The 17,755-nt window shown below is 68.1% G+C and carries 19 protein-coding genes and 1 riboswitch; of the genes, 3 read left to right on the plus strand and 16 right to left on the minus strand.

All coding sequences use genetic code 11. The features are described from left to right. Positions 1-73 precede the first annotated feature (73 nt). Entirely contained in the window at positions 74-1,399 is a 1,326-nt protein-coding gene (locus GYM46_RS12900; RefSeq protein WP_008263301.1) for a metal-dependent hydrolase family protein, read from the plus strand. Here GYM46_RS12900 and lpxK read toward each other — a convergent pair. From lpxK to GYM46_RS12920, 4 genes are read right to left on the minus strand one after another with little or no spacing between them, the layout of a single operon-like run. Then, entirely contained in the window at positions 1,384-2,400 is a 1,017-nt protein-coding gene (gene lpxK / locus GYM46_RS12905; protein ID WP_008263960.1) for a tetraacyldisaccharide 4'-kinase, read from the minus strand. The genes GYM46_RS12900 and lpxK overlap by 16 nt on opposite strands. Further along, complete coding sequence (locus GYM46_RS12910) at positions 2,397-3,701, minus strand: 3-deoxy-D-manno-octulosonic acid transferase (RefSeq protein WP_008262050.1); 1,305 nt, start codon at positions 3,699-3,701, stop codon at positions 2,397-2,399. Before GYM46_RS12910 ends, lpxK begins: the two co-directional genes overlap by 4 nt. Then, positions 3,698-4,381 carry a lysophospholipid acyltransferase family protein gene (locus GYM46_RS12915; RefSeq protein WP_008260632.1) on the minus strand — a complete coding sequence of 228 codons (684 nt, stop codon included), beginning with the start codon at positions 4,379-4,381 and terminating at the stop codon, positions 3,698-3,700. The genes GYM46_RS12910 and GYM46_RS12915 overlap by 4 nt, the downstream gene beginning before the upstream one ends. Continuing rightward, positions 4,378-6,204: an ABC transporter ATP-binding protein gene (locus tag GYM46_RS12920; RefSeq protein WP_008263308.1), complete on the minus strand. Its 1,827-nt coding sequence runs from the start codon at positions 6,202-6,204 to the stop codon at positions 4,378-4,380. The genes GYM46_RS12915 and GYM46_RS12920 overlap by 4 nt, the downstream gene beginning before the upstream one ends. A gap of 136 nt (positions 6,205-6,340) precedes the next feature. After that, a riboswitch (FMN riboswitch) is annotated at positions 6,341-6,484 on the plus strand. Positions 6,485-6,581: 97 nt separating this feature from the next. Here GYM46_RS12920 and GYM46_RS12925 point away from each other — a divergent pair. Together GYM46_RS12925 and GYM46_RS12930 are read left to right on the plus strand one after the other, a co-directional pair. Then, complete coding sequence (locus GYM46_RS12925; protein ID WP_008262679.1) at positions 6,582-7,553, plus strand: DMT family transporter; 972 nt, start codon at positions 6,582-6,584, stop codon at positions 7,551-7,553. 31 nt (positions 7,554-7,584) lie between these two features. After that, positions 7,585-8,250: a fused DSP-PTPase phosphatase/NAD kinase-like protein gene (locus GYM46_RS12930; protein WP_008264112.1), complete on the plus strand. Its 666-nt coding sequence runs from the start codon at positions 7,585-7,587 to the stop codon at positions 8,248-8,250. Between the two features lie 119 nt (positions 8,251-8,369). Here the strand turns inward: GYM46_RS12930 and GYM46_RS12935 are convergent, their stop codons facing one another. From GYM46_RS12935 to GYM46_RS12985, 12 genes are all read right to left on the minus strand, one after another. Beyond that, complete coding sequence (locus GYM46_RS12935) at positions 8,370-8,519, minus strand: hypothetical protein (protein ID WP_008260331.1); 150 nt, start codon at positions 8,517-8,519, stop codon at positions 8,370-8,372. A gap of 67 nt (positions 8,520-8,586) precedes the next feature. Beyond that, positions 8,587-8,832, minus strand: coding sequence for a DUF4170 domain-containing protein (locus tag GYM46_RS12940; protein ID WP_008262601.1), 246 nt, complete (start codon positions 8,830-8,832; stop codon positions 8,587-8,589). A gap of 92 nt (positions 8,833-8,924) precedes the next feature. Further along, the gene (locus tag GYM46_RS12945) at positions 8,925-9,719 is read right to left on the minus strand and encodes a 3'(2'),5'-bisphosphate nucleotidase CysQ (RefSeq protein WP_008260397.1); all 795 of its coding nucleotides are present in this window, start codon (positions 9,717-9,719) and stop codon (positions 8,925-8,927) included. Beyond that, positions 9,716-11,083, minus strand: coding sequence for a TldD/PmbA family protein (locus tag GYM46_RS12950; RefSeq protein WP_008263313.1), 1,368 nt, complete (start codon positions 11,081-11,083; stop codon positions 9,716-9,718). Before GYM46_RS12950 ends, GYM46_RS12945 begins: the two co-directional genes overlap by 4 nt. Before the next feature lie 54 nt (positions 11,084-11,137). Further along, positions 11,138-11,545: an MAPEG family protein gene (locus tag GYM46_RS12955; protein WP_008260162.1), complete on the minus strand. Its 408-nt coding sequence runs from the start codon at positions 11,543-11,545 to the stop codon at positions 11,138-11,140. A gap of 3 nt (positions 11,546-11,548) precedes the next feature. Next, positions 11,549-13,381 carry a M14 family metallopeptidase gene (locus GYM46_RS12960; RefSeq protein ID WP_040349703.1) on the minus strand — a complete coding sequence of 611 codons (1,833 nt, stop codon included), beginning with the start codon at positions 13,379-13,381 and terminating at the stop codon, positions 11,549-11,551. Between the two features lie 38 nt (positions 13,382-13,419). Beyond that, positions 13,420-13,869, minus strand: a complete 450-nt coding sequence (locus tag GYM46_RS12965; protein ID WP_008259661.1) for a hypothetical protein — start codon at positions 13,867-13,869, stop codon at positions 13,420-13,422. Further along, positions 13,870-14,052, minus strand: a complete 183-nt coding sequence (locus GYM46_RS16865; RefSeq protein ID WP_232216248.1) for a hypothetical protein — start codon at positions 14,050-14,052, stop codon at positions 13,870-13,872. Between the two features lie 86 nt (positions 14,053-14,138). Beyond that, positions 14,139-14,606 (minus strand): hypothetical protein, encoded by a 468-nt coding sequence (locus tag GYM46_RS12970; RefSeq protein ID WP_050771661.1) that lies wholly within the window; start codon positions 14,604-14,606, stop codon positions 14,139-14,141. A gap of 71 nt (positions 14,607-14,677) precedes the next feature. After that, the gene (locus GYM46_RS12975) at positions 14,678-16,207 is read right to left on the minus strand and encodes a UbiD family decarboxylase (RefSeq protein ID WP_008259916.1); all 1,530 of its coding nucleotides are present in this window, start codon (positions 16,205-16,207) and stop codon (positions 14,678-14,680) included. Between the two features lie 8 nt (positions 16,208-16,215). Next, positions 16,216-16,878: a Pr6Pr family membrane protein gene (locus tag GYM46_RS12980; RefSeq protein ID WP_008264193.1), complete on the minus strand. Its 663-nt coding sequence runs from the start codon at positions 16,876-16,878 to the stop codon at positions 16,216-16,218. A gap of 15 nt (positions 16,879-16,893) precedes the next feature. Then, positions 16,894-17,736, minus strand: coding sequence for an aldo/keto reductase (locus GYM46_RS12985; RefSeq protein ID WP_008260052.1), 843 nt, complete (start codon positions 17,734-17,736; stop codon positions 16,894-16,896). Positions 17,737-17,755 lie beyond the last annotated feature (19 nt).

The raw sequence follows: 17,755 nt of genomic DNA on the forward strand, positions 1-17,755 counted from the left end.
CAAATGGTTACGGGCGAAGCAACCTTGGCCTTGTGGGGCGATTTTGCGGCGCACCTGTTTGGGGGAGAAATCGATGAAGCGTTTCGGTCTGGCTATGGCGGCATGGGGGGCGTTGGCCGCAGGCGCGGCGGCGCAGCAAAGCCCCGCAGGGGTTGGGGTTTCTCCAGAGCCGACGACGATGTTCGTCGAGGCCGGGCGATTGCTGGCCGACCCGTCGAACGGCGTTGTGCAGCGCGGTAAAACTCTCGTGATCAGAGGGAACCAGGTCGTCGAGGTGCGTGACGGCTTCGTCGGCGACCCGGCGCAAGGGCAGGTCATCGACCTGCGGACCGCCTTCGTCCTGCCGGGACTGATCGACAGCCACGTCCATCTGACGGGCCAGCAGAACCCCAATTCCCGTCTGGAAGAGGTCACCCTGTCCGACGCGGATCAGGCCATGGTCGGCGCCCGCTACGCCCGCCGCACCCTGATGGCGGGCTTCACCACCGTCGCAGACCTGGGCGCGGGCAATCAGGCGATCTTCGCCCTGAGAAACGCAGTGCGGAACGGCGACGTGCCGGGACCGCGCATCATCGCAGCCGGATCCTCGGTCTCCATCCACGGCGGCCATGGCGACATCAACGGCTATCGCGACGACGTCATGCATTTGCTGTCGTCCGAGAGCATCTGTTCGGGGGTGGACGACTGCATGCGCGCCGTCCGCACCCAGGTCCGGGCCGGCGCCGACATCATCAAGATCACGGCCACGGGCGGGGTCCTGTCCAACACCGCCGCGGGTCTGGGCCAGCAGTTCAGCGACCCCGAACTGACCGCCATCGTCGACAGCGCCCACCGCATGGGCCGCCAGGTCACGGCCCATGCCCACGGCGTGGACGGGATCAACGCCTTCCTGCGCGCGGGCGGCGACTCCATCGAACACGGCACCTATCTGGACGACCAGTCGATCCGCCTGTTCAAGGCCAACGGCGCCTGGCTGGTGCCCACGCTGTTGGCCGGCGATTTCGTCGCCCGCATCGCCTCGGGCCCCAACAACTTCTTCACCCCGGCCCAGACCGCCAAGGCGCTGGAGGCGGGGCCAAAGATGCTGGACATGGCGCGCCGCGCGCATGAGGGCGGGGTAAGGATCGCCTTCGGCACGGACAGCGGCGTCTCGGCCCATGGCGACAATGCTCAGGAGTTCGCGCTTCTGGTCCGGGCCGGCCTGACGCCCCTGGAGGCGATCCAGGCGGCCACCGTCGGGGCCGCCGAACATCTGCGGATTTCCAGCGAGGCCGGAAAGATCGCGCCCGGCATGCCGGCCGACATCGTCGCGGTGTCGGGCGATCCGCTGACGGACGTGACCGAACTGGAGCGGATGAAGTTCGTGATGAAGGGCGGGGTGGTCTATCGCGCCGACTGAAGCCGCGCGTTCAGGAAGGCGGCGAACCCCGCCTGATCCTCGAAGCGGGCGACCACCGGCCAGGCCGTCACATCGGCCCGCTGGTCGGGCGTCAGCCGGACCCAGTCCTTTTCCGTTGTGACCAGACCGGCCTGGAACACCGCCGCCCGCGCCCGCAGGAAGGCCATGTCCTCGGGTCTATAGGCCGCATGGTCGGGGAAGGGGACGAAGTCCGCCAGGTCGCAGCCCGCCGCCTTCAGCGACCGCTCGACCTTCCAGGGCTTGGCGATGCCGGCGAAGCCGACCTGCGGCCCGGCCGGCGGCGGACCTTCGGGCGTCAGGCGGCACAGGAAGACGGGCAGGGCGCCGAAGGTCGCCACCAGTTCGGGATCGGCCGTCTCGACATCGGCGGGCAGCATCACCACCACGGCGTCGGCGCGCGCCAGTCCCGCCGCCAGGGGCTCGCGCATAGGGCCGGATGGAAACACCGAGCCGTCGCCGAACGGCCATTCGTCCTCGCGTGTCTCGCCGTCCACGACGATCAGGCTGACGGTCTTCTTCAAGGCGGGGTTCTGATGGCCGTCGTCCAGCACCAGCACCTGCGCGCCCTCGGCCGCCGCCGCCCGCGCGCCCGCGACCCGATCCCGCGCGATCCAGGCGGGCGAGGCTTGCGCCAGCATCAGGGGCTCGTCGCCTACGTCCTCGGCGGTATGGATCTGCAGATCGACGCGCACCGGCCCCTCCAGCCGCCCGCCGTAGCCGCGCGACAGGGCCTGGGCCTCTACGCCCGCCGTCCGCAGCAGTCGCAACACCTCGCGCGCCACCGGCGTCTTGCCCGATCCGCCCACCGTCAGATTGCCGACCGAAATCACCGCACAGCCGGGATCGACCGGGACCGTCCGCGCGATCCGCCGCGCCGTGACGCCGGCCCAGATCCAGCCCAGGGGCTTCAGCAGGGTGCGGGTCAGCCGGGCGTGGCTGCGGTCGCGGACATACCACCAGCGGGGGGTGTTCAGCTTCATCGGCCCGACCCCGTCCTGGTCGCCGTCTTCGGCGTCAGCGGCGACAGGAAGGCCCACAGCCGGTCCAATCCGCCGCCCGCTTCGGCGGCGGCGCGCCGGGCGCGCTCGCCCATGGCCTTGGCCGCCGCAGGATCGGCCAGCAAGGGCTCGACCGCGCCGGGCAGGTCCCAGGGCGCCTGAACCAGGACCAACCCTCCGGCCTGGGCCAGGGCCGAGGTCACGGTGGCCCAGTTGGAGGCGTCGGGTCCGGTGATGGTCGGCCGCGCCAGCCGCGCCGGCTCCAGCGGATTGTGCCCGCCCACCGCCGGCAGGCCCAGGGCAGGGGCGAACGATCCGCCCATCACCACCACATCCGCCAACCGCAGGAACAGCCCCATCTCGTTCAGGGTGTCGGCCAGATAGACGTCGGTGTCTCGACCGATGGTCTCGCCCCGCGACCGCATGGCGAAGGCCACGCCCTCTCGCTGCAGGGCTGTGGCGATATGCGGTCCCCGTTCCGGATGGCGCGGCGCCAGGATCAGGCAGGCGCGGTCCGCCAGCTTATCCAGGGCGCGGACAATGGCGATCTCTTCGCCTTCATGGGTGCTGGCGGCGACGACCACCGGCCGGTCCCCGATGGCGGCGCTCAGGCGGCTGAAGGCGGCGGCGTCATGGGGCAGGGCGTCGCCCGCCAGCTTCAGATTGACCAGGCCGTCGATCCGCGCGCCCAGGCGCTCCAATCGCTCACCCGACGCCTGATCCTGGGGCAGGACCAGGTCGAAGACCCCGGTCAGCGCCCGCGCCGAGGCCGGAAACCGCGCCCAGCCCTCGACCGTCTTTTCGGTGATCCGTGCGCTGACCAGCGCCAGTTTGACGCCGCGCCGATGCGCCTCCAGCAGCATGTTCGGCCACAGTTCGCTCTCGACGAAGATCGCCAGGCTGGGCCGCCAATGATCCAGAAACCGCGCCACGACGCCGGGCCCGTCGACCGGCGCATACTGGTGGATGACGCCCCTGGGCAGCCGTTCGGCCAGGATCCGGGCCGAGGTCACGGTGCCCGACGTCACCAGCACCGTCAGGTCCGGCCGGGTCTTCACGAACCGTTCGACCAGGGGCAGCAGCGACAGGGTTTCGCCCACGCTGACGCCGTGCAGCCAGACCAGATCGCCGGCGGGTCGTTCGGCGCGGGTGAAGCCCAGCCGCTCGTCAACGCGCGCGGGGTCTTCCTTGCCCCTGTGCGCGCGGGTGTCCAGCAGGCGCGGGGCGAGCGGCTCCAGCGCGCGGGTCAGCAGTCGATAGGCCAGCAGCGGCAGGGGCGTCACGGCTTCAGCCCCGTGATCGCGTCAGCCCGCGCCTCGACCGCGTTCATGCGGGCCGTCCAGTCCTCGATGACGGCGGTCATGTCGCCGCCCTCGGGGAATTCGGCGCGGTCCCAGACGATCGCCCCCTTGCCGAAGGGCAGGGGCAGGACGGCGCGGTCCCAGCTGTTCAGGCGGATCGCCGGATTGCACGACAGGCCGATGAACAGGGCCGGCGCCTTCGACAGTTTCGCCATCAGGGGCAGGCCTTCGGCCATGGTATTGGCCGGGCCGCGCGGCCCGTCGGGCGTCACGGCCAGGGCGCCGATCTTCAACTGTTTCAAGCCGTCGCGCAGGGCCTGCGACCCGCCCTTGGCCCGGTCGGCCTTGTCCTTGTTGGCCGACGAACCGCGGACGGCGGGAAAGCCCTGACGCGCCACGGCCTTGGCGATGAACTCGCCGTCGGCCGACAGCGAGATCAGCCCCTTCGCCGGTTGCGCCCGTTCCAGCGGCCACGACGCCGGGGCCAGGCCGATCCGCGAATGCCAGAAGACGCAAAGCACGCCGCCGCCCTGAGCCCAGACCTGTTCGGCGACCGTCTGGTTCTCGTGGGTCCAGCGGATGGTGGCGAAGCAGAACTGCATCCACTGCGCCAGCGTCCAGGCCAGGACGGACTGGATCACCGGGTTGCGCAGCGGCCTCACGCGACGGTCTCGACCGTGGGCGGCGTCCCGTCCAGAGACTGCTGGCGGGCCAGTCGGGAATAGAGGCCGCCGCGCGCGACCAGGACGACGTGCGGCCCTTCCTCCACCACGCGCCCGGCCTCGATCACATAGATGCGGTCGGCGTTGCGAACGGTCGACAGACGGTGGGCGATCATCAGGGTGGCGCGCCCTTCCATCAGCCGCTCCAGCGCCGCCTGGACCAGGGCCTCGCTCTCGGTGTCCAGGGCGCTGGTCGCCTCGTCCAGCAGCAGGATCGGCGCGTCCTTCAGGAAGGCGCGGGCGATGGCGATCCGCTGGCGCTGCCCGCCCGACAGCCGCAGGCCCGCCTCGCCGGCGCGGGTCTCGTAACCTTCGGGCAGGGCGGTGATGAAGTCATGGGCGGCGGCCGAACGCGCGGCCTCCTCGATCTGGGCTTGCGTGGCGCCCGGCCGCCCATAGGCGATATTGGCGGCGATGGTGTCGTCGAACAGGAAGGGCTCCTGCGTCACCAGGGCGATATGGTCGCGCAGGTCGTTGATCCGCAGCCCACGCACGTCCCGCCCATTGATCGTCACCGCCCCGCCCGTCACGTCATAGAAGCGCGGCAACAGGCTCAATATCGTGCTCTTGCCTCCGCCCGACGGGCCGACCAGGGCCACGGTCTCGCCGGGGGCCACCCGCAACGACACCTGATCCAGCGTCGGCGCGCCGCCCGGCCCATAGGCGAACGACACCTGGTCCAGCACCACCTCGACTGGCCCGGGGGACAGGGGCGCCGCATCAGGCGCCTCACGGATCTCGGCCTCGATGTCCAGGGCGCCGAACAGGCGGCGCGCGGCGGTGAAGCCCTCGCTCATGACCGTCGCCAGGTTCGTGACCTGCCGCAGGGCCTGACCGGCGGCCAGCAGCATGCCGATGAAGGCGGCGAACCCGCCGACCGTCATCTCGCCCGACTGCGCCCGCCATCCGGCATAGGCCATGACGGCGGCGACGACGATGTAGGAGATCAGATCGCTGGACGGCCCGGCGAAGGCGCGGGCGTTGGCGCCCTTGATGACATGGCGCTGGCGGCGGGCCACCACCTCGGCGACCCGGTCCTGCTCGGCCGCCTCGCGGTTCTCGATTTTGATCAGCCGGACCCCGTCCAGATTCTCCATCAGGGCGGTGGACAGGTTCTCTGTCTCGGCCATGGCCCCTTGCGCCGCCTTGCGCGTCTTGCGTCCGAACCGGCGCAGCACCAGCGCCACCAGCGGCACCCCAAGCAGCACCACGACGGTCAGCTGCCAGTCGATGAACCCCATATAGATCAGCACCGCGATCAGGGTCAGCAGGTTCTGGGTGTAGTTGACCACGCCCGAGGTGAAGGCCTCGCGCACCAGATTGGCGTCGAACAGCACCGAGGAGACGAAGCCGCCCGAATGCTGGCTGCGCAGCCGGGCCAGGTCGGCGCGGATCATGGCCCCGAACAGACGGATCTGGATGTCGCCGACGATGGTGTGGCCCAGCCGGTTGACCAGGGCGGCCTGCCCCAGGGCCGCCAGGGTCCGCACCACCGCCACCGTCAGAATGGCGGTGGGAATGACGATCAGGGCCTCGTCCGCCGGGAAGCGGAAACGGCCGAACAGGACGATCGGCTGGTCGCCGTCCAGGAACAGGCCGTTCACCGCCGGCTGCACCAGCTGCAACAGCGCGGCGGTCAGCAGACCCGTCGTGGCCGCGCACAGGATCGACAGGATCAGCGATCCCTTGCGGCTGCTCAGATAGTCTCGCCAAATCCGCGCCAGCAGGGCGCGCAGGGGCATGGAGGGGGCGGGCTCGGTCATCGGCCTTCGGTCGTCCGAGCCGCCCCTCAAGTCAAGGCTTGTAAGGCGACGGCGGAAGAGACCCCCCTCCTCGTCGGCCCGGATCAGGTTGAAGATCGAGCGGCCTTTTTCTAAGTAGGGTGCGCAGGTTCGCCTGCAGTGTTCTCAGGGCGGGGTGCGATTCCCCACCGGCGGTAAGGCGGCGACGCCAAGCCCGCGAGCGCTCCCCCGGCTTGGGGAGGTCAGCAGATCCGGTGTGATTCCGGGGCCGACGGTATAGTCCGGATGAAAGAGAACGGGACCCAACGCCTCGCGGCGTTCGTCGCTCATGCTTGAGCGGCGGGCGCGGCGCGTCGTCGCCCGTAACCCTGGAAAACTGGTTACGGAAAGGACGACCATTGAACCAGATTTCCTCGCCTTCCTCCCGCGCCGCCGCCTGGGGCGCGCTGTTGATGCTGTCGGCCAGTCTTGTCTTCGCCGGGGGCAACGCCCTGCAATCGGTCCTGCCGCGCCAGTTCGGCATGAGTTCGACGGGCATGGCCTTCTGGCAATATCTGATCGCTTCGGTCCTGATGCTGCCGATCGTGGTGCGGATCGGACTGGACAAGCTGAAGACGCGCCGGCCCTTGGCGCATCTGATCCGCGCCTTTGCATCGGCCCTGGGTGTGCACGTTTTCGTCTACGGCTTCGTGTCGGGCGTGCCGATCTGGCAGATGGTGACGCTGTTGGCGACCGGCCCCCTGTTCGTCATCATCGGCTCGACCCTGTTTCTGGGGGAGCGGGTGTCGGCCTCGCGGATCGGCGCAGCGGTGATCGGCTTCATCGGCGCCGTCATTGTCTCAGGCGTCGGAGCCGAAGGCTTGGGATGGGCCGCCCTGACCCCGGTCCTGGCCGCCGCCCTTTGGGCCGTCACCGATGTGATGACCCGCTGGTTGGCTCGGGAGGAGACGCCCGAAACCCTGACCGTATCCCTGCTGGTCCTGATCACGCCCAGCCATCTAGCGCTTCTGCTCTTGGCGAACGCCTTCTCCTTCGCCCTTCCGGCCGGGGTGGCGACGGACCTGGCCTTCGCCCTGCCGCAGGGCGCGGGTCTGCTGCTGTTGCTGGCCCTGGGCGGCCTGACGGCCGCTGCGCAATATCTCCTGGCCTCCGCCTACAGGCTGGCCGACGCGGCCTATCTTCAGCCCTTCGCCGATCTGAAAGCGCCGCTGGCCGGTCTCGTGGGCTGGCTTCTGCTGGGCCAGACGCCCTCGATCTGGTTCTGGCCGGGCGCCGCCCTGATCGTCGGCGCCTCGATCTTCATCTTCTGGATCGAGGGTCGGGCGCCGCAGGGCGGGGCCGCCACGGCCCCCGTCGCAAGCGGAGGATGACGCGGCGGCTCAGGATCGCTATCTGGCGGCCATGGCGCGCTTTGATCTTTCGACCGCGATGGGCCGTTTCCGGGCGCATTGGCATTATTTCTGGGCGGACCACGCCTTCCTGCGCCTGGCGTTTTCCAACGCCCACTGGCTGGGGCCAGACCTTGTGCGCACCAACCAGCCGTCGCCGCGCCAGTTGGCCTATTGGAAGAAGAAGGGCGTCAAGACCGTCATCAATCTGCGCGGTCAACGCGACGAGGGCTATTACTGGCTGGAGAAGGAAGCCTGCGAACGCCTGGGCCTGACCCTGATCGACGCGCCGCTGGATTCGCGCGACCCGCCCGAGACAGACCGGATTCACCGCGCGCGTCGCCTGTTCACGACCATCGAATACCCGGTGCTGATCCACTGCAAGTCGGGTGCGGACCGGGCGGGCATGATGGCCGTCTTCTATCGCCACTTCCATCTGGGCGAACCGATCTCGGTCGCCATGGCGGAGCTGTCGAAGAAGTACCTCCACTCGCGCGAGGGCCTCACCGGTGTGCTGGACTATACGCTGGAGAAATACGTCAGCGAGATCGAGCCGCGCGGGATCAGTTTCATCGACTGGATCGACAGCCCCGACTACGACCCCAAGGCGATCCGCGCCGAGTTCAAGGCCGGCTGGTGGGGCACGCTGCTGACCGAGAAGTTGCTGAAGCGGGAGTAGGCCACGCTGTCTCTGCATCCGTCACCCTAGGAACAAGTCCGGGTTACGGGCGTGAAGGAGCGGCGGCTCAGCCCCAGGGGCCTTTCGGGGGCTGGTCTCCGCGTTCGCGGGCTTCCGCATCAAGCTCGGCGTCGCCGCGCCTTGCGGTCGGCCTCCCACTTCTTGAACCAGCGCGCATACCCGATCTGCCCGCGCAGCGAGATGCTGAAGAGGGCCAGCACCGCCAGCAGGCTGACCAGTTGGAAGATCTGTTGCGGTTCCAGGTTCATGTTCTTCCTCGCATCCAGACTTCAACGTCGGATCAGGGAGCCGGTTCGGCTCCCTGATGTCGCAGGATCAGGCCGCGTCGCCGCGCGGGTCGATCAGCTTGTGGGCGTGCAGGATGAAATAGCGCATGTGGGCGTTGTCGACCGTCGCCTGAGCGCGGGCCTTCCAGGCCTTCTTGGCTTCGTCGTAGCTGCCGAAGGCGCCGACGAATTCGATTTGCGAAAGATCGCGGAACGTCGGCTCGCCCAGGTGACGCAGTTCGCCGCCGATGACGAGGTGAAGCAGCTGGGGCGGGACGGAGGATTGATCGACCATCGGGTGTCCTTGAAGTCTGGGGAGGGCTTTGCCGGGGCATAGGCCCAGAACGCCTAAGGATCAATGTATGACAGGGTTTTTCAACCCAAGCCTTAGGTCGATAGCGGCACGTTTTTACAGCGCCGAACGATCAGCGGGTGCAGGGCCGGAGCGGCGCAGACCAGGCTGGCCTGACGCGGATCGGGTCGGTTGAACCGCCACGGCCGGCCGTGATGGTCGGTGACGCGGGCGCCGGCCTCTTCGGCGATCAGGCTGCCCGCGGCCACGTCCCAGTCCCATTTGGGCGTCAGGGCCAGGGCGGCGTCAAAGGCGCCGGCGGCGACCAGGGCCATCCGGTAGGCCAGGGCGTTGCGCTTGGCGAACCGCAGCACCGGCCAGGGCTCGTCCCAATGCGACCCCTCGATCATCCGCGCATCGCCCAGCACCGAGGCGTCGTCCAGGGTCTCGGCGTCGGACGCCCGGATCACGGCCCCATTGCGCTGCGCGCCGCCGCCGCGCGCCGCCGCATAGGTTTCCTGAACCTCGGGCGCATGGATGGCGGCGGCCACCACCTGGCCGTCCTCGACGACCGCGATGGGCACGCACCACCAGGGCTGGCGCTTCATATAGGCCACCGTGCCGTCCACCGGATCGACGACGAAGATTCGGCGCTTCGACAAGCGTTCGGGCGTGTCCGCCGTCTCTTCCGACAGCCAGCCATAGTCGGGCCGGGCGGCCAGCAGCCGGTCCTTCAGCATGGCGTCCACCGCCAGGTCGCCGCTGGTGACGGGCGACCCGCCGACCTTGGACTCGATCCTCAGCCCGGCCTCGCGCTCTGCGACCGCCAGCGCCCCGGCGTCGATCGCCGCCTGGCGGATCAGCTCCAGATCTGAGGCTAGATCGATCATTTGCCCGCTATGGCCACCGCGTCGAACATCAGGCTGGGCACATTGAACCCGCCCCGGAACTCCAGGTCCGACCCGCGTTGGAGGCGCAGATAAAGCTCGGGCAGCTTGCCGGCCACCGTGACCTCGTTGACCGGATAGGCGATCTCGCCGTTCTCGAACCAGAAGCCGGACACCCCGGCGGACCAGTCGCCGGTGTTTCCGTTCAGCGACGGCCCGAACATCGACGTGACCAGCAGACCCGTCCCCGCATCGGCCATCAGGCCGGCCAGATCGCGGTCGCCCGGCTCCATGTGCAGATTGTGGGTTCCGACCCCCGGCGGTCCCGCCAGGCCGCGCGAGGCGTGACCGGTGGACTGCAGGCCCAGTTGGCGGGCCGAGGCGCAGTTCAGCAGCCAGGTGGTCAGGACGCCGTCGTCGAACAGGGCGCGCCGCTCGACCGCGACCCCTTCGTCGTCGAACGGCGTCGATCCCAGGCCGCGCGGCCGGAACGGATCGTCGATCAGGGTCACCCCTTCGGCGAACACCCTCTGGCCCATCCGGTCCTTCAGGAAGGAGGTGCCCCGCGCGATCGACGGGCCCGAAATGGCGCCGATGGCCGGCGAGACGATCTGGCCGGCCATGCGGTTGTCGAAGATGACCGGGGCGGTGGTCGAGGCGATCTTGCGCGCCCCGGTTCGGGCCACGGCGCGCTCGCCGGCCGTGCGCCCGATGATCTCGGCGCCCGGCAGGTCGACCAGATGCCGGGTCGAACGGCTCTCGCCGCCACGCTCCATGGCCCCGTCCTTTTCGGCGATCACCCCGACGCCCAGCGAAAAGGCCGAGCCCCGATAGTCGCCTTCGAACCCGTGCGAGGTGACCAGTCGCCATTGGCTGGACGACCAGGACGCATGCCCGCCCTCGGATCGGGCGACGCCCTCGACCGCCAGCGCCGCTGTCTCGGCCTCGGCGGAAACCTGTTCCAGAATCAAGGCGGTCCGTTCGCTGGGATCGAACAGGTCCAGATCGACGAAGGGCCCGCGCGCCAGCCGATCTTCGGGGGCGAAACCGGCGTGGGGATCTTCCGGCGCCAGGCGCGCCATGGCCACGGCGCGTTCCACCAGGCGGGTGCGGGTTTCGGGCGACAGGTCCGACGCCGACACCGAGGCCTGACGCTGGCCGACGAAGACCCGCAGGCCCAGATCGCGCGATTCCTCACGCTCCACGTCTTCCAGCTTGCCGTTGCGCACCCCGACCGACAGGGACCGACGATCGGCGCTGACCGCCTCGGCGGCGTCGGCGCCGGCCCTCAGGGCCGCCTGGACGATGTCATTCAGAAGATCGGGCAGAAGATCGGTGGAAACAGGCGCATCTAGGGTGTCGGTCATGCCCCGATATGGCGGACGCCCCGCCGCGCCGCAACCTGTTGCGCTGCAACAGGATCAGACGACGGCGAAGGCGATCAGGCCGACGGCGGCGGTCAGCAGCGCGACCCAGGTCAGCAACATGCCGATGACACGGCCCAGCGACGGCCCTGTCTGGAACAGCAGGCCCAGGGCATGGACCACGCGCCCGACCAGCAGGGTCGCGCCGACGGCATGCACCATCCACGCCGGAGCGCCGACGGCGGCCAGCAACAGCATGGCGATCATGCCCGGCGCCGCATATTCGGCGCAGTTGCCGAAGGCGCGGGTCGCGGCCGCCAGATCGGGGTTCCCGCCGTCGCCGAACGAGACCATGTGCTTGCGCCGCCCGCTGACCACTATCCCCGACAGGACCAGCATCAGCAGGATCAGCAGGCCGCTCCACAGGGCGGCGGCCTGGACGGCGTGCATCAGGGGTGTGGTCATCGATCAGTCCTCGCGGCCGACGGGATAGAGCAGATAGCGGTCGTCGTAGAAGGGCGTCCGCTCATAGAACCAGGCCAGCCGCGCCTGCGGATCGGCGGCGAACGCGGGCTCGGCGGCCAGCTTGGCCTCGAACTCGGCCTTCAGCGCCGGGTCGGCGGCCAGCATCTTCTCCGCCAGGGGCGCGATGGCGTAGGCCTCGATATATTCGACCCGGCTCATGACCTCGGGGAACATGCCCCAGGCGAAGAAGCTCTCGCTGGACTGCGGCTCAAGCAGCAGCACCACGATGTCGCCCAGCGGCTGGTCGGTCGGCACGCGCACCGAACCGGTCGGGAAGGTCCAGTCGCGCCGCTCGACCTCGACCGTCTTCACCGAGGCCTGGACGTGGCCCTCGTTGGCCCGCGTCGCCAGCTTGGGCTCGACCAGGCGCAACATCGACAGGTTGACCGTGCGCGGCGCCTCGACCGTTTCCATCTCGACGCCGTGGATCTTCAGCCGCTCGATGATGTCGGTGCGATAGCTGGGAATCCAATAGGCCGTCGGGCGCTTCAGGGTCAGCGTCGGCTTGGACCCATAGAAGGGCATCGACCACAACTCGGGATCGGGCCGGCCCAGCCAGCGCACCTCGTCGCGACCCGAGGCCGGGCTGTGGTACATCTCGTAAAGAACGCCCTTGAACGGCCGCGTGGAGGAGGGGGCCTCTTCCGCCTCGAAGTTCGCCAGGATTTCGGCGGGACGCAGGGCCCGGTCCTGATCCGTCGCCGCCTTCAGCGCAGCGCCCTGATCCGCCAGCAGCCGCATCGCCTCCTCGATGAAGACATAGGTCCCCAGCACCCGCTGCTCGTGCGGCTTCAGGCTGTGGTTCTCGATCAATATGGTCGGCACATGGGCCGCCGAACCCCAACCGTTGGAGAACCGTTCGCCCAGGCCGCCGTCCGACAGCCCCTTCTTCGGCTCGTCGTCGTCGATGCCGAACACCAGCTCGCCGGGGATATGACCCTCGCGCTCCAGCGCTCCGTTCATCGCCGGCTTGAACACCGTGTCCAGCCAGGCCGAGCCGTTCGGCGACCGGCTGAACGACCCGTCCTCGCCGTTGAAGCCGTAGGTGACGTCGTACTGGTAATCCAGGCCGTCGGTGACGTGGACGTCGACATACAGGTCCGGCCGGTATTTCAGGATCAGGCCCCGAACGCTGCGCATCTCGGGCTGGTCCAGCTTCAGATAGTCGCGGTTCAGGTTCTGGTTCGTCGCCGTATTGCGCCAGCCCTGAATGCGCGGCCCGCGCTGGTTCGGGCGGGAATAGGTGCTGGCCCGCTCATGGCCATCCACGCTCAGGATCGGGATCAGGATCAGATTGACCCGGTCCAGCAGGGCGTCCTTGCCGTAGAAGGCGATGTCGCGCAGCACCATCATGCCCGCGTCCTTGCCGTCGATCTCGCCGGGGTGGATGCCCGCCTGGATCATCAGCACCGGCTTGGCCGGATCGAAGGTCGCGCCATCCTTGGACGCGATCACTGCATAGATCGGCCGCCCCTCGGGCGAGACGCCGAACTGTTCGATGCGGATCAGGTCGCTCGCCTGATCCAGCCGGTCGAACCAGGCGCGGGTGTCGGCGTAGTTGGGCGAAAAATCATGCGCCGGATCGGCCTCGAACGCCGTGACCCACGCATCGCTCGCGGGACGCAGCAGGGCCTTTGACGCCCCGTCCCAGGCGGGCGCCGGCGGCAGGAAGGCTTGGTCCCACGGCGCGGTGTTGGAAAGCGTCTGGGACATGGCGGGGCTCACGCTACAGGCTAGGGCGGCAAGAAGGGCCGAAAACAGGGAAGTGGATCGCATGGCCTTTCGTGAGCCGATTGCCTCGGCCTGACAAGGCGTCAACCGCCGCCGCCCAGCGCGGGCGCCCACCCGCCGGCCTTGACCAGCAGGGCGGCTGAGTTGGCCATGCCCCACAGGCTGTAGAGCAGCACCACGATCAGGGCGCCCACGGCGACCCTGCGCCACGGCGCGAACGCCGCCGTTGCCGTCCCGGTCACGAAGATCGTCACCCCGACCCACAGCCTTGCCGACCCGGCCAAGCGGCCGAACTCCGCATTCATCTGCGCCAGGATGATCACCACCACCGCCACGATCAGATTGGCCGCCAGGACACAGCCGAACACCAGCCGCCGGTGGGCCCAGAAATGGTCGTCCAGGTCGATCCGCTCGTCGCCGCCCTCGGCCGAAACGCGCGGAAAGGTCACGCTGGCCGCCACATAGAAGGTCGCCGCAATGCTCAGCGAGACCAGTAGGACGAAGGTGTTGAACGGCGCGCCTCGGAAGATCACTCAGGCCTGGTTCCAGAAGGTGGCGATGTCGATAGCCACGAACAGGGCCAGCAGCGGCGTCAGCCAGCCGAACCGGATTCGCCGTTTCTCATGCAGGACTCGCGCAAATCCGCCGACCAGTTCAGCGACCGACAGGCCCAGCAGCAGGCCGTAAAAGCTGAAGAAGAATTCGAACGCGCTCACATGGCCCCCGGCTGAGTCGTGCTAACCTATTGCCAGCTCAGCAGCCTGTCGCTCCCAAATTCACCGCGCCATGCCGAGCGCGAATCTTAAGCTGCTCGCCGAAAATCCATGACCCAGTTCAGCTCCCAAGCCCGTCCGTCGTCGTACGAGAAATGTTGGGCCCAGCGCGGCGTCTCCGTGTTCACACGCGACCACTCGAAGCGTGCAAGGATCGGCCGCTCGCCGTCTATGTCGGGTCCTTCGAGGCGGCAGCCCTCGTCGTGAAACCGGCCAACGACCGGCGGCGTCAACCGGCCATCGCGGTCGCTTATCCAGTAGATCGACCACTCGTCGGTCGCCAGATTTAGCGTTCGCAGAGAAACGCCACGCCAACCGCGTTCGGGACAGTCGTGCTGTTCGATATTGGCGATTCCACCCATGCGGGGCTCTGTGAACGCCGTCCCGTGCGCGATGTCCCAATCATCTGAGCCGACGCCCCGGCTTACCAGTCTGCGGTGTTTAACCTCCCAGTGGCCAAACAGGAAGTCGAAGTCATGGATGTGTGAACGTATCATGGCGGCAGCTCCAGCTATGCCGCATCCCTAAAGCGCCCAATTGCCAAATGCTGTCAGCATTCGCAGGCCGTCTACTTCCAGATCGGCGTCCCGTCGCCCGGCAGACCCAGCCGGCCCCACAGGTCGTTGACCCGCTCGACTACTGCCTCGTCCATGCGGATTTCCTCGCCCCATTCGCGCTTGGTCTCGGGCGGCCATTTGTCGGTGGCGTCCAGGCCGATCTTGGAGCCCAGGCCGCTCTCGGGGCTGGCGAAGTCCAGATAGTCGATGGGCGTCGACTCGATCACGGTGATGTCGCGGGCCGGATCCATCTTGGTCGATATGGCCCACATGACGTCCTTCCAGTCGCGGGCGTCGATGTCGTGATCCACGACGATGACCCATTTGGTGTACATGAACTGGCGCAGATAGCTCCAGACGCCCAGCATCACCCGCTTGGCGTGGCCCGGATAGGCCTTCTTCATCGACACCACGGCGATCCGATAGCTGCACCCCTCGGGCGGCAGCCAGAAGTCGACGATCTCCGGGAACTGCTGGCGCAGCAGGGGAATGAAGACCTCGTTCAGCGCCTCGCCCAGCACGCTGGGCTCGTCCGGCGGTCGGCCGGTGAAGGTCGTCAGATAGATCGGGTCGCGCCGCATGGTGATCGCGCTGACCTGGAAGACCGGGAACTTCTCGACCGAGTTGTAATAGCCGGTGTGGTCGCCGTACGGACCCTCGTCCTCGAATTCGTTCAGCAGGACATGCCCTTCCAGCACGATCTCGGCCTGGGCCGGAACCATCAACGGCACGGTCTTGCACGGGACCAGCTCGGCCTTGGCCCCCCGCATCAGGCCGGCGAACTGATATTCCGACAGGGTGTCCGGCACCGGCGTCACCGCCGCCAGGATGGTCCCCGGATCGGCGCCCAGGACCACGGCGCAAGGCAGGGGCTCCTTGGGCCGAGCCTTCTTGTGCCGCGCATAGTGTTGCGCCCCGCCGCGATGCGCCAGCCAGCGCATGATCGCCCGGTCCTTACCCAGAACCTGCATCCGATAGATGCCCAGGTTGAAGTCGTCCTCGCGGTCCTCGCTCGGCCCCTTGGTGACGACCAGCCCCCAGGTGATCAGGGGCGCCGGCTCGCCGGGCCAGCACGACTGAACGGGCAGGGCGGTCAGGTCGATCTGGTCGCCTTTCAGCACCACCTCCTGCACCGGCGCCTTCTTCACCGTCTTGGGCCGCATCGACATGACGGTCTGCGCCAGGGGCAGCATTTCCATCGCGTCGCCCAGGCCGCGCGGCGGGGTCGGATTGCGCAGGAAGGCCAGCAACTCCCCGACCTCGCGCAGCTCGCCCGCTGTCGTGCGGTTCTTGCCTTCCAGCGTCACCCCCATGGCGACCCTTTTCACCGTGCCGAACAGATTGGCCAGGCAGGGGATGGGGCTGATCGTCCCGTCCGGCATGACCGGCTTCTCGAACAGCACCGCCGGCCCGCCGTTTCGCAGCAGCCGGGTCTGGATCTCGGTCATCTCCAGCACGGTCGAGACCGGCTCGGAAACCCGCACCAGCTCGCCCTGGGCTTCCAGCTGGTCGATGAAGTCACGCAGGGATTTGTAGGCCATGCCTCCGCCTAAAGCGCCGGGGCCGAACTGTCACGCCTCGTTCGACTGAAGGCCCGATCCAGCCCGACCAGCGCCAGCCCGACCAGCAGGAAACAGACCAGCAGGCCGGCGAACACCGCCAGGACCCGGCCCAGGCCCAACTCGTCCACATTGACGAACCCATAGGGCCACCAGTGGGTCATAAGTCCGTGAACCAGCGTCCAGACGCCGAAGATCAGCGGGAACCCGAGGGCCTTCACCGGATCGATCCATCGCAGTCGGCCTCTCGGCGTGAACCACAGCCAGTCCAGCAGGAAGGCGGCGGGCATGACGTAGTGCAGCACCAGATTGACGCCCAGGGTCAGCCCCTCGGGGCTCCAGTAGGGGGCGATCATGAAATGATACACCACCCCGACGATCAGGATGTAGGTCGTCACGGCGGCGCGGAAGGCCGGCGACGCCGTCCAGCGCGCCAGGGGTCTTGTGGGCTTCAGCAACGGCCCGGTCAGCGCCAGGGCGACCAGGATGTTGGTCAGTATGGTGAAGAAGCTGAAGTACTGGACGGTGCGCGTCACCACCGCCCAGCCGTCCGCCGGCCCCGCCATCAGCAGGTACTGCAGGACCAGCGCCGCCCAGCCGGTCACGGCGAAGGCGGCGCGCCAAAGACGCGGGCGATCCCGGTCACGCAACATGCGCGCCTCCCCTGATCAAGCGGCGGCCTTGTCCCACTGGTAAGCCGGATCCAGCCAGTCGCCCAGCCGCTCGCCGCGATCCAGGGCGTCCATCCGCTGCATCTCCTCGCCCGAGAGTTCGAAGTCGAAGATGTCGAAATTCTCACGCGCCCGGCTTTCCTTGGTCGTGCGCGGAATGGCGATGATCCGGTTCTGGATCAGCCAGCGCAGGGTGACCTGGCCGTTGGTCTTGCCGTGAGCCTCGGCGATTTCGGAGATCGTCCTGTCGTCGGCGATCTTGCCCTGGGCCAGGGGCGACCAGGCGGTGATCGACGACCCCAGCTCGGCCGCCGTCGCCACCAGTTGGTCGATCCCCAGATAGGGATGGTGTTCGACCTGGTTGGTGATCAGCCGCGCCTTGGACAGGCTCTGCGCCTGCCGGAACTCCTTGGACGGGAAGTTCGACAGGCCGATCGACTTGGTCAGACCCTGGTCCTTCGCTTCGTTCAGCGCGCCCAGAGTCTCTTCGAACGTCGGCGTCGGCTTGGGCCAGTGCAGCAGCAGCAAATCCGGCGTCGTGCCCAGGCTTTCGGCGGATTTCTTCGCCTGTTTCAGCAGGGCGTCATGGGTGAAATGCTCGACCCAGATCTTGGTGGTCAGGAAGATGTCCTCGCGGGCCACGCCCGAATCGACGATGCCTTCGCCGACCGCCTTCTCGTTCTTGTAGATCCAGGCCGTGTCGATGTGGCGATAACCGATCCGCAGGGCCTCCGCGACCATCCGGCGCGCGTCCGCCGGCTCCAGCTGCCAGGTGCCGAAGCCGAGCAGGGGGATCTCGACGCCATCGACGGTGATTGTGGGCTGATCGCCGTAAGCCATGGGGAAATCCTTCGTTTTC

It is taken from the genome of Brevundimonas mediterranea, assembly GCF_011064825.1.
Classification (GTDB): Bacteria; Pseudomonadota; Alphaproteobacteria; order Caulobacterales; family Caulobacteraceae; genus Brevundimonas; species Brevundimonas mediterranea_A.